The organism is Aquimarina rhabdastrellae, from assembly GCA_947387485.1.
Classification (GTDB): domain Bacteria; phylum Bacteroidota; class Bacteroidia; order Flavobacteriales; family Flavobacteriaceae; genus Aquimarina.
Genome location: CANDNT010000007.1, coordinates 1 through 15,205, shown reverse-complemented (window position 1 = coordinate 15,205; position 15,205 = coordinate 1). Strand labels below are relative to the sequence as shown.

2 protein-coding genes are annotated in these 15,205 nt (G+C 39.6%); both read left to right on the top strand.

Translation table 11 applies throughout. The annotated features are described in order from the left end of the window. A complete protein-coding gene (locus ACYEKI_RS11880) occupies positions 1-609 on the top strand; it encodes a hypothetical protein (RefSeq protein WP_459211412.1) in 609 nt (202 codons plus the stop codon). 794 nt (positions 610-1,403) lie between these two features. After that, a partial coding sequence (locus tag ACYEKI_RS11875) for a beta strand repeat-containing protein (RefSeq protein ID WP_459211411.1) occupies positions 1,404-15,205 on the top strand: 13,802 nt, incomplete at its 3' end.

Genomic DNA, 15,205 nt, shown 5'->3' with positions numbered 1-15,205 from the left:
ATGAAAACTAACTATACTATTAGAGTGTTATTAATTCTGGTTATAGGATTAATATTATATGTATTAAGTATAACGAGATGTTCAAGAGAAAAAAATGATACCACTCCTAAAGTTGAAATTATAAGAGATACTATCTGGCAAAATAAAATAGATACCATAAAAATTGAAACGGTTAAATACAAAACAGTTTATATCCCAAAATATGTAGAAAAAGAAGAACCTATAGTTGTTTATGAAGAAGAAGACATAGAAGAACAATATGCATATCTATATGATAAAGCTAGAATATATCAGGATACTATAAGCAATCAAGATTTTGATCTATATACAAAAAGCATTATAAAAGGAGAATTGATAGATAGTGAAATCAATTATAAGCTCAAAGTACCTAGAACAATTACAGAGAGAAAAACAATTCATTATCCACCAGTTTCCAAAAGTCATATATATACATTTGGAGAAGTAGGAGGAAATAAAACGCAATTTGATAATATTAGTATAGGGATGTTATACAATCATAAAAGTAATTGGTTTGCTAGTTATAGAATAAACCTTAATGAACTAAATAATATTACACATAATATAGGGCTTGGTTTTCGATTAAAATAAACATAAATAAATGTTAAAAAATAATATATAAAATAAAATTACAAAAGCACCGTTTAAGAAATGTGTTAAATCTGTAACTGTTTGTTTTTTATGGATTTAACGTATTTTTTTTACGGGTTTATAGAAACTCTTTTTAAAAAAATATATGTAGATTTATACTGTTAAAAAAAGCCTAACAGAATAAATAGATGTATTAATTAAAAAAGAGATACTATAGCAAAAAATTACATTTTACTCTTAAATACCTACCACAGAATATTTCTGTAACAAAATACCCATAGACTTTGTATCTCACAAAATAAGTCTCATTTATTCATATAGTTAAGCGATATGGTATCAAACCATAAAAGAGAAGAATTAAGATTTAATTAGATAATCGCTAACGTATGACTTTAACATACTACAGTTTCAAAAAAATTAAATCTCCTATAGCAGGAGGGCTACCTGCGTTACAGAATACTTACCCCAATACAATTATCCCAATATCCCTTTACGTAAACTCATTTAAGTCGTCTGAAAAATCACCCCGAAAGACGAGAAAAAAATCACCCAAATATAAAAACCTACTAGAATGAGAAAACAAGAACACAACAAACCATAACTAAAGTTAAAAGGGGCATATCAAGTATGATAAGCAAAATTAAAATGAACCATAAAGTAGTATTGCATTAAAGTAGATGCTTTGAAGCAAGCCTGCTATATATAAGAATATCTGGCATCAACATCTGGATAATCTTATAAAGAATAACTCTGTTCAAAATTAATTAAGACTACAAGGTTTAATACCAGAATTTATGAAAAAAAGTCCGCTATTATTACCATTTTTTTGTACAAAAAAATGGTTACAACTTCTTATATGCTATACAGTATTTCTATGTATAGGTATAGTGACCACAAATGCACAAACTGAGCCTTTTAATAATCAAGTTCAAATATATGATCTTAACGAAAAAAGATATTTGAATGAAGATGAGTTGAACCCTAATAATAAAACGTTAGGATCAATAGTAGAAACAGAAAACACAAGTAATATAGGCAGATCTTCAATGTTGTCTAGAATGATGATGGCAGCACCTACTATTGACTTAAATACCTTAACAGCAGGGAATGATCATGATCTACAAGTGCAACCTACACCAACTACAGTAACGACTACGAGTATATCACCATCAATAACTTCAGATGATGGAAATATAATAAGTGCTCAGATTAGTTTTACAGGAGTATTAGATTTAACAGGTGGGGCTAGTGAGGCAGCAGCAATCAATAATGGAGGAAGTTTTGATATTTATCGTTTTAATACTATTGCTACAGCAACAGACTATATTATAGGAAGCTCAACGATTAGAGTAACACAAACAGCAGGAACAGTTTTTGATATAACCGAAGCGACAGGACAACCAATCCCTAATGCAGACTTCTCGACTTTTTTGACTCGTTTTTTTTATGGGAACTTTGCCAGCCCTTATACAGATGGTATACGTACTATGGATGTAACCATCACAGATAGTAATAACGCTACAGGGAGTGCACAAACTATAATTCGTGTCTTTACAAACCCACCAGTACCTACAGACGATACAGATACTATAGATGCAGATGCTACAGTAGCTATTACAGGAAATATATTAACAAACGATACAGGTTCAAGTATTGCTGTTAGTGAAATTGATGTATATCCTACAGCGGTAGGAACAGCATATACCACCTTGTTTGGATCAATAACAGTACAATCAGATGGATCGTATTCTTATGCAGTAGATACTAACAATCCAGCAGTAACAGGATTACAAGGAGGAGAGTCAATAGAAGATATTATTTCATATACGATAGTAGATAATCTAGGAATAATTGATTACGGAATGTTAATCATTACTATTAATGGAATTACAGAAACACCAGATGCTGTAAATAATATGAATGCAGTAACAGTAGGAACTACAAATACAGCAACAGGAAATGTTATTGTAGATGACGATGGAGATGGAGTTGACGCAGCAGATAGAGTTCTTTCTAGATTAATATGGGAAAACGAGTATTCAGCAGCAGGTGGAGTTTTTGTAGGTCTTTCAGGACCAGTAGATGGTACGACGAGAACTATAGATGGTGTAACTTTGAATTTTACAGAAGATGATCCAGATGATATAGGTATACCTGATCAAAATTTAGTAGTATATCAAACATTTACAAATGGAGGGCATACAGGATATTTAGGATATTCTGTAGATGCTAGTACAAATCCATCCGCAGATACAAAACTTAGTATAGATTTTAGCGAACCTGTTTATAATTTAGGATTTTTAGTTGTTGATATAGATTACTCTCAAGGAACATCATGGCAAGATTTAATCAGAATTAATGGAACCTTAGCAGGAGCTCCTGCTCATTTTCAACATGTAACTACAGGAGGAGTAGTTGATGCAGGAAACAATACGTTTTATGGAACAGGTAGAGCTGTAGAATCCGATGCAACAGGAAATGTAAATGTATTTTTTGATGAACCTATAGATCATCTAGAATTAGCATATAATTACGGTCCACATGCAACAGATGCAGATCAAGGAGGTCAAATTGCAGGAGTATCAGATATTTATTGGCAAGGAGGTAATGCAGTAGCTGTAGAAGAGGTTAATGGATTACCAGCTAATGTAGGAATGCCAGTAGCAACAACATATGGGACATTAACAGTAAATGGTGATGGATCTTATACTTATGTAGTAGACACCACTAATCCTGCTGTAGCAAACTTAATATTAGGAAATACACTTACAGATACAATACCGTATACATTAACAGATGGATCTAATTCTGATGCAGCAAATATTATCATTACGATAAACGGAACAGCGATAGATTCAGATGGAGATACAGTTGCAGATAATATAGATTTAGATGATGATAATGATGGGATTTTGGATACAGATGAAGCATTAATAACAGGAGCTGTAATGAATCCTTTATGTACCCATATTTTTGATATAGAAAATGCAGTAGGAGATCAAGTTACAATAAATGGAATTGATGTAACTTATTCTGAAGGAGGCCTAGGAACAGGAAGTTTAAACGCTGCTAATGGAGATCAAAATACATCATTTCCAGATTATACAATTATTCAAACAACAGGATCATCAACGATAGATGGAAATAGTACAAACTTAACAGATTACATTTATCAACGTATCACTTTCAGTGAACCAGTTATAGTTGAAGATGGATTCTTAATGACAGATATAGATGGAGCAGCTAATAATTGGGAAATAGCAGCTATAATAGGAGCAAATAACGGAGCATATGTAGCACCTGTTTATACTAATGTTGGAAGTGATTTAGTACAAAGTACAAGAAATGTAATCAATACACCACCAGGATTTTTAAATCCATTATCAACAATTCCAGTAATAGAAAGTGATCAAGGAGGAAATTTAGCTATAGATGCTCCTTCAGGTGCATTTAATGGGAGTTTTGGACAAAACCTTGTAACTGATGTATATTTAATTTATGCAGTTGGAGGAAATATCGTGGTAAGTGGAGCACAACAATCGGCTGTATCAGAGGTTTGTATAGAAAACATATCTGGAATAGGCGCATTGTTAGATACAGATGGAGATGGAATACCTAATCGATTAGATATTGATAGCGATAACGATGGAATCTATGATATTGTAGAAGCAGGAACAGCTAGTTTAGATACAAATAATGATGGGTTAGTAGATGATATTACATCAGATCCTGCTGCAAATGATGCAGATAATGATGGATTATCAGATGGAGTAGAAACGACAAATGGGGCAGATACAGGAACTACACCGACAAATACAATAGGAAGTACAAATCCAGATTATATCAATACAGATAGTGATAACGATGGATGTAATGATGCCAATGAAGCATACAATACAGATCACGCAAACTATCAATCATCCCCAGCAGATACAAATGGAGATGGGACTTATGGAGGTGTAGTCGATAATACAGGAGTAACAGCTAACGGAGCAATTACAGGATTGACTTATACAACCAACACAACACAATTAAGTAATGTACTAGATGCTACAGCAATAGTATGTGTTCCAGATACAGATAATGATGGAGTAGTTGATACTTTGGATTTGGACGATGATAATGATGGAATTCTAGATACAGTCGAAACAGGAGGAACAGATCCTTCAGTCGACGCAGATGGAGATGGAATACCTTTATATTTAGACGATGACGATACAGATACAGGAGTAGGAGATGATAATAATGCAATAGAAGCAGGATATGATTTTGATAATGATGGTGTTCCAAACCACTTAGATGTAGATTCAGATAACGATGGAATTTATGATATAGTAGAAGCAGGAACATCAGGATTAGATACAAATAATGATGGATTAGTAGATGATATTACATCAGATCCTGCTGCAAATGATGCAGATAATGATGGATTATCAGATGGAGTAGAGACGACTAACGGAGCAGATACAGGAACTCTACCAACAAATACCGTAGGAAGTACAGATCCAGATTATATCAATACAGATAGTGACGATGATAATTGTAATGATGCTAATGAAGCGTATAATACTGACTATGCAGATTTTCAATCATCACCAGCAGATACAAATGGAGATGGAACTTATGGAGGCGTTGTCGATAATACAGGAGTAACAACTAATGGAGCAATTACAGGACTGACTTATACAACTAATGCAACACAATTAGGAAATGTAATCAATGCAGCAGCAATTGTATGTACTCCAGATAGTGATAATGATAATGTTCCGGATATTTTAGATTTAGACGATGACAATGACGGAATCCCAGATACAGTAGAGACAGGGGGAGTAGACCCAACGACAGATGCAGACGGAGACGGAGTACCATTATACCTTGATGATGATGATGGAGATGCAGGAGTAGGCGACGATAACAATGCAGTGGAAAGTGCATATGATTATGATGGAGATGGCGTAGCGAATCACTTAGATATAGACAGTGATAATGACGGAATCGTAGATGTGATTGAAGCAGGGGGAACAGATCCAGACGGAGACGGAGTAATAGGCACAGGAGCGATTACCGATGCAGATGGCGATGGACTATCAGACGATGTAGATAATATCGATAGCGGAAGTGGCGTAGGCGAAGTAACCAGCGGAAGCCCATTAAGTGTACCCAACACAGATGGGACAGGCGGAGTAGACTATTTTGATATTGATGCAGACGATGACGGAATTCCAGATAATGTAGAAAGTCAGAGTACAGCGAGTTATACAGCCCCAAGTGGAACAGATACCGACGGAGACGGATTAGATGATAGCTATGATACCGATAATGGAGGAACAGCAATCGTACCAGAGAACACAGATGGAGCAGATGATCCAGATTATATCGATTTAGATAGTGATAATGACGGATTAACAGATGAAGCTGAAGCAGGAGTAGGAAGTTATAGTGGAACAGACACTGATGGAGACGGATTAGACGACGGCTTCGAAGGAGCAAACAACAACGATGGATTCGATGTAAACGATGAGTTAAACAATGGAGCAAGTGATACCGATAATGATGATGATACAGCAACAACAGAAGTAGACTTTAGAGAAGGCTTCGACAGTGATTTAGACGGGATAGCAGATAATGTAGATTTAGATGATGATAATGATGGAATTCTAGATACAGTAGAGACAGGAGGGGTAGATCCAACGACAGATGCAGACGGAGACGGTATACCATTATATCTAGACGATGACGATGGAGATGCAGGAGTAGGAAACAATAACAATGCAGTAGAAAGTGCATATGATTTTGATAATGATGGTGTTCCAAATCACTTAGATATAGATTCAGATAATGATGGAATTTATGATATAGTAGAAGTAGGAACAGTAGGAGAGGATACAAATAATGACGGATTAGTAGATGATATTACATCAGACCCTATTGCAAATGATGCAGATAATGATGGATTATCAGATGGGATAGAAACAACTAACGGAGCAGATACAGGAACTACACCAGTAAATACTATTGGAAGTACCAATCCAGATTATATCAATATAGATAGTGATAATGATGGATGTAATGATGCTAACGAAGCATACAATACAGACCATACAAATTACTTGTCGTCACCAGCAGATACAAATAGTGATGGAACTTATGGAGGTGTAGTTGATAATACAGGTGTAACAGCTAACGGAGCAATTACAGGACTGACATATACAACCGATACGACACAATTAGGGAATGTAATAGATGCTACAGCAATAGTATGTGTACCAGATACAGATGGAGATGGTGTAGTAGATACTGTAGATCTTGATGATGATAATGATGGAATATTAGATGAGGTAGAATCATATTCAGGACCACTAGATTTTTCAGGTTCTACAGGAGGTAATGGTACTGGAGCAGTTATAACAAATCAAGCGATAGGGTCAATATGTGACGGAACAACATTCTCATTGGTATCGGTGACAGCAGATGATGGGCAGAATTTAACAGGTAACGCCTTAGGCTCGTTACGATCAAGATTTATGCCTACTCCACCATTTGATGATGTTAATGTATTTGAATTACAATTTTCGAATCCTACAATAGTTAATGTAACATATGCTACCCCAGCAAACGGAGTAGTACCTAATGGTCAATTTTTTACGTTAGATGAGGGATATATATTTTCAGTGCCATTAGGACAAAGAATTACATTAAGCGATCCAGATGATCAATTATTAATAGATACAGGAAGCGGTTATGTAAGCGGAATAACAACATATACAGCACAATCTATTCGAGTAAGACTAAATCCAGCTAGCCCTACTTTATCAGGAAGCAATTTACCTATAGGAGCAGGAACATTTTCATTCATTTCTGATCCAGTCTCGGTATTAACAGTTACACACGAAAATATTTCAAACACAAATGCAGGAGGAGGGGATAATACCCAATTTAATTTCGCAGTAATTCAAGCAAGTTTAGATTGTGATAATGATGGAATCCCAAATCATTTAGACGTAGATTCAGATAATGACGGGATTTATGATGTAGTAGAATCTGGAGCTGGTGGTTTAGATACAAATAATGACGGATTAATAGATGATATAACTTTAAATCCTACAGCAAACGACGCCGATAACGATGGACTATCAGATGGAGTAGAAATTATAAATGGAGCAGATACAGGAACTACACCAACAAATACAGTAGGAAGTACTAATCCAGATTATATTAATATAGATAGTGATGATGATAATTGTAATGATGCCAATGAAGCATATAATACAAATCATGCAGATTATATAGCATCACCAGCAGATAGTAATAATGATGGGACTTATGGAGGTGTAGTAAATAATACAGGAGTAACCGCCAATGGAGCTATAACAGGATTAACCTATACAACAAATGCCAGTCAGCTAGCAGATGTAGTTGATAATACAGACATTGTCTGTGAACCAGATACAGATAATGACGGAGTAGAGGATATATTTGACTTAGACGATGACAATGACGGGATACCAGATACAGTAGAGACAGGGGGAGTAGACCCAACGACAGATGCAGACGGAGACGGAGTACCATTATACTTAGACGATGACGATGGAGATGCAGGAGTAGGAGACAATAACAATGCGGTAGAGTCAGCATATGATTACGATGGAGACGGAGTAGCGAATCACTTAGATATAGACAGTGATAATGACGGAATCGTAGATGTAATCGAAGCAGGGGGAACAGATCCAGACGGAGACGGAGTAATAGGCACAGGAGCGATTACCGATGCAGATGGCGACGGATTATCAGATGATGTAGATAATATCGATAGCGGAAGTGGCGTAGGTGAAGTAACCAACGGAAGCCCATTAAACGTACCAAATACAGATGGGACAGGAGGAGTAGACTACTTAGACATAGATGCAGACGATGACGGAATCCCAGACAATGTAGAGGGACAGAGCACAGCAGGCTATGTAGCCCCAAGTGGAACAGATACCGATGGAGATGGATTAGATGATAGTTATGATACCGATAATGGAGGAACAGCGATCGTACCAGAGAACACAGATGGAGTGGATAATCCAGACTATATCGATTTGGACAGTGACAATGATGGCTTAACAGATGAGGAAGAAGCAGGAGTAGGAAGTTATAGCGGAACAGATACTGACGGAGACGGATTAGACGACGGCTTCGAAGGAGCTAATAACAACGATGGCTTCGATGTAAACGATGAGTTAAACAATGGAGCAGCAGATACGAACAATGACGATAATACAGCAACATCAGAAGTAGACTTCAGAGAAGGTTTCGACAGTGACTTAGATGGGATAGCGGACAATGTAGACTTAGACGATGACAATGACGGGATACCAGATACAGTAGAGACAGGCGGAGTAGACCCAACGACAGATGCAGACGGAGACGGAGTACCATTATACCTAGACGATGACGATGGAGATGCAGGAGTAGGCGACAATAACAATGCGGTAGAATCAATTTATGATTATGATGGAGACGGGGTAGCGAATCACTTAGATATAGACAGTGATAATGACGGAATCGTAGATGTAATTGAAGCAGGGGGAAGCGACCCAGACGGGGACGGAATAATAGGCACAGGAGCGATTACCGATGCAGATGGCGATGGACTATCAGACGATGTAGATAATATCGATAGCGGAAGTGGAGTAGGCGAAGTAACCAGCGGAAGCCCATTAGCAGTACCAAATACAGATGGGACAGGCGGAGTAGACTACTTAGACATAGATGCAGACGATGATGGAATCCCAGACAATGTAGAAGGTCAAAGTACAGCAGGCTATGTAGCACCAAGTGGGACAGATACCGACGGAGACGGATTAGATGATAGTTATGATACCGATAATGGAGGAACAGCGATCATACCAGAAAACACCGATGGGACAGATGATCCAGACTATATAGACCTAGACAGTGATAATGACACGTTTAGTGATGAGGAAGAAGCAGGAGTAGGAAGTTATAGTGGAACAGACACTGACGGAGACGGATTAGACGACGGCTTCGAAGGAGCGAACAATAACGATGGCTTCGATGTAAACGATGAGTTAAACAATGGAGCGAGCGACACCGATAACGATGATAATAGTTTTAGTGTAGAAGTAGATTTTAGAGAAGCATTAGATACAGATAATGACGGAGTAGATGATATAACTGATCTAGATGATGATAATGATGGGATTTTAGATACAGTAGAGACAGGTAGTGTAGATCCATCTACAGATGCAGACGGAGATGGTGTACCATTATACCTAGATGATGACGATGGAGATGCAGGAGTAGGAGATGATAATAATGCAGTAGAATCAATTTATGATACTGATGGAGATGGAATAGCAAACCATTTAGATATAGATAGTGATAATGATGGAATACCTGATAATGTAGAAGCTCAAACAACAGCAGGATATATTCCACCTAATCCTGATGATCCATTAACATATATGGTTAATGATGGAGTAAACACAGCGTATTTAGGTGGACTTACACCAGAGAACACCGATGGAGTGGATAATCCAGATTATATCGATCTAGACAGTGACAATGATGGCTTAACAGACGAGGAAGAAGCAGGAGTAGGAAGTTATAGTGGAACAGACACTGACGGAGACGGATTAGACGACGGCTTCGAAGGAGCGAACAATAACGATGGCTTCGATGTAAACGATGAGTTAAACAATGGAGCGAGCGACACCGATAACGATGATAATAGTTTTAGTGTAGAAGTAGATTTTAGAGAAGCATTAGATACAGATAATGACGGAGTAGATGATATAACTGATCTAGATGATGATAATGATGGGATTTTAGATACAGTAGAGACAGGTAGTGTAGATCCATCTACAGATGCAGACGGAGATGGTGTACCATTATACCTAGATGATGACGATGGAGATGCAGGAGTAGGAGATGATAATAATGCAGTAGAATCAATTTATGATACTGATGGAGATGGAATAGCAAACCATTTAGATATAGATAGTGATAATGATGGAATACCTGATAATGTAGAAGCTCAAACAACAGCAGGATATATTCCACCTAATCCTGATGATCCATTAACATATATGGTTAATGATGGAGTAAACACAGCGTATTTAGGTGGACTTACACCAGAGAACACCGATGGAGTGGATAATCCAGATTATATCGATCTAGACAGTGACAATGATGGCTTAACAGACGAGGAAGAAGCAGGAGTAGGAAGTTATAGTGGAACAGACACTGACGGAGACGGATTAGACGACGGCTTCGAAGGAGCGAACAATAACGATGGTTTCGATGTAAACGATGAGTTAAACAATGGAGCAGATGATACAAACAATGATGATAACGCAGCAACAACAGAGGTAGACTTCAGAGAAGGCTTCGACAGTGACTTAGATGGGATAGCCGATAATGTAGACTTAGACGATGACAATGACGGGATCCCAGATACAGTAGAGACAGGCGGAGTAGACCCAACAACAGATGCAGACGGAGACGGTGTTCCATTATACCTAGACGATAACGATGGAGATGCAGGAGTTGGCGATGATAACAATGCAGTAGAATCAATCTATGATTATGATGGAGATGGAGTAGCGAATCACTTAGACATAGACAGTGATAATGACGGAATTGTAGATGTGATTGAAGCAGGGGGAACAGACCCAGATGGAGACGGAGTAATAGGCACAGGAGCGATTACGGATGCAGATGGCGACGGACTATCAGATGATGTAGATAATATCGATAGCGGAAGTGGCGTAGGCGAAGTAACCAGCGGAAGCCCATTAGCAGTACCAAACACAGATGGGACAGGAGGAGTAGACTACTTAGACATAGATGCAGACGATGACGGAATCCCAGACAATGTAGAAGGACAGAGCACGGCAGGCTATGTAGCCCCAAGCGGAACAGATACCGATGGAGATGGATTAGATGACAACTATGATACCGATAATGGAGGAACAGCAATCGTACCAGAGAATACCGATGGGACAGATAATCTAGACTATATCGATCTAGACAGTGACAATGATGGTTTAACAGATGAGGAAGAAGCAGGAGTAGGAAGCTATAGCGGAACAGACACAGATGGAGACGGATTAGACGACGGCTTCGAAGGAGCGAACAACAACGATGGCTTCGATGTAAACGATGAGTTAAACAATGGAGCAAGTGATACAGACAATGATGATAACGCAGCAACATCAGAAGTAGACTTCAGAGAAGGCTTCGACAGTGACTTAGATGGGATAGCGGACAATGTAGACTTAGACGATGACAATGACGGGATCCCAGATACAGTAGAGACAGGCGGAGTAGACCCAACAACAGATGCAGACGGAGACGGAGTACCATTATACCTAGACGATGACGATGGAGATGCAGGAGTTGGAGACGATAACAATGCAGTAGAATCAATCTATGATTATGATGGAGACGGAGTAGCGAATCACTTAGATATAGACAGTGATAATGACGGAATCGTAGATGTGATTGAAGCAGGCGGAACAGACCCAGATGGAGACGGAGTAATAGGTACAGGAGCGATTACCGATGCAGATGGAGACGGACTATCAGATGATGTAGATAATATCGATAGCGGAAGTGGCGTAGGCGAAGTAACCAGCGGAAGCCCATTAGCAGTACCAAACACAGATGGGACAGGAGGAGTAGACTACTTAGACATAGATGCAGACGATGACGGAATTCCAGACAATGTAGAAGGACAGAGCACAGCAGGCTATGTAGCCCCAAGTGGAACAGATACCGACGGAGACGGATTAGACGATAGCTATGATACCGATAATGGAGGAACAGCGATCGTACCAGAGAACACCGATGGGACAGATAATCCAGATTATATCGATCTAGACAGTGACAATGATGGCTTAACAGACGAAGCAGAAGCAGGAGTAGGAAGCTATAGTGCAACAGACACTGACGGAGACGGATTAGACGACGGATTCGAAGGAGCGAACAATAACGATGGCTTCGATGTAAACGATGAGTTAAACAATGGAGCAGATGATACAAACAATGATGATAACGCAGCAACAACAGAGGTAGACTTCAGAGAAGGCTTTGACAGTGACTTAGACGGGATAGCCGATAATGTAGACTTAGACGATGACAATGACGGGATACCAGATACAGTAGAGACAGGGGGAGTAGACCCAACGACAGATGCAGACGGAGACGGAGTACCATTATACCTAGACGATGACGATGGAGATGCAGGAGTTGGAGACGATAACAATGCAGTAGAATCAATCTATGATTATGATGGAGACGGAGTAGCGAATCACTTAGACATAGATAGTGATAATGACGGAATCGTAGATGTAATCGAAGCAGGCGGGACAGATCCAGATGGAGACGGAGAGATAGGTACAGGAGCGATTACGGATGCAGATGGCGATGGGTTATCAGATGATGTAGATAATATCGATAGCGGAAGCGGCGTAGGCGAAGTAACCAGCGGAAGCCCATTAAGCGTACCAAACACAGATGGGACAGGAGGAGTAGACTATTTAGACATAGATGCAGACGATGACGGAATCCCAGACAATGTAGAAGGACAGAGCACAGCAGGCTATGTAGCCCCAAGCGGAACAGATACGGATGGAGATGGATTAGACGATAGCTATGATACCGATAATGGAGGAACAGCGATCGTACCAGAGAACACAGATGGGACAGATAATCCAGACTATATCGATCTAGACAGTGACAATGATGGCTTAACAGACGAAGCAGAAGCAGGAGTAGGAAGTTATAGTGGAACAGACACTGACGGAGACGGATTAGACGACGGATTCGAAGGAGCGAACAATAACGATGGCTTCGATGTAAACGATGAATTAAACAATGGAGCCGATGATACGAACAATGACGATAACGCAGCGACATCAGAAGTAGACTTCAGAGAAGGCTTCGACAGTGACTTAGATGGGATAGCGGACAATGTAGACTTAGACGATGACAATGACGGGATACCAGATACAGTAGAGACAGGTGGAGTAGACCCAACGACAGATGCAGACGGAGACGGTGTTCCATTATACCTAGACGATGACGATGGAGATGCAGGAGTTGGCGATGATAACAATGCAGTGGAATCAATCTATGATTATGATGGAGACGGAGTAGCGAATCACTTAGATATAGACAGTGATAATGACGGAATTGTAGATGTGATCGAAGCAGGGGGGACAGACCCAGATGGAGACGGAGTAATAGGCACAGGAGCGATTACCGATGCAGATGGCGATGGATTATCAGATGATGTAGATAATATCGATAGCGGAAGCGGCGTAGGCGAAGTAACCAGCGGAAGCCCATTAAGCGTACCAAACACAGATGGGACAGGAGGAGTAGACTATTTAGACATAGATGCAGACGATGACGGAATCCCAGACAATGTAGAAGGACAGAGCACAGCAGGCTATGTAGCCCCAAGCGGAACAGATACGGATGGAGATGGATTAGATGACAACTATGATACCGATAATGGAGGAACAGCAATCGTACCAGAGAATACCGATGGGACAGATAATCCAGACTATATCGATCTAGACAGTGACAATGATGGTTTAACAGATGAGGAAGAAGCAGGAGTAGGAAGTTATAGTGGAACAGACACTGATGGAGACGGATTAGACGACGGATTCGAAGGAGCGAACAACAACGATGGCTTCGATGTAAACGATGAGTTAAACAATGGAGCCGATGATACCAATAATGACGATAATACAGCAACATCAGAAGTAGACTTCAGAGAAGGCTTTGACAGTGACTTAGACGGGATAGCCGATAATGTAGACTTAGACGATGACAATGACGGGATACCAGATACAGTAGAGACAGGTGGAATAGACCCAACGACAGATGCAGACGGAGACGGAGTACCATTATACCTAGACGATGACGATGGAGATGCAGGAGTTGGAGACGATAACAATGCAGTAGAATCAATCTATGATTATGATGGAGACGGAGTAGCGAACCACTTAGATATAGATAGTGATAATGACGGAATCGTAGATGTGATCGAAGCAGGGGGGACAGACCCAGACGGAGATGGAGTAATAGGAACAGGAGCGATTACCGATGCAGATGGAGACGGACTATCAGATGATGTAGATAATATCGATAGCGGAAGTGGCGTAGGCGAAGTAACCAGCGGAAGCCCATTAGCAGTACCAAACACAGATGGGACAGGCGGAGTAGACTACTTAGACATAGATGCAGACGATGACGGAATTCCAGACAATGTAGAAGGACAGAGCACAGCAGGTTATGTAGCCCCAAGTGGAACAGATACCGACGGAGATGGATTAGACGATAGCTATGATACCGATAATGGAGGAACAGCGATCGTACCAGAGAACACAGATGGGACAGATAATCCAGACTATATAGATCTAGACAGTGACAATGATGGCTTAACAGACGAAGCAGAAGCAGGAGTAGGAAGTTATAGTGGAACAGACACTGATGGAGACGGATTAGACGACGGATTCGAAGGAGCGAACAACAACGATGGCTTCGATGTAAACGATGAGTTAAACAATGGAGC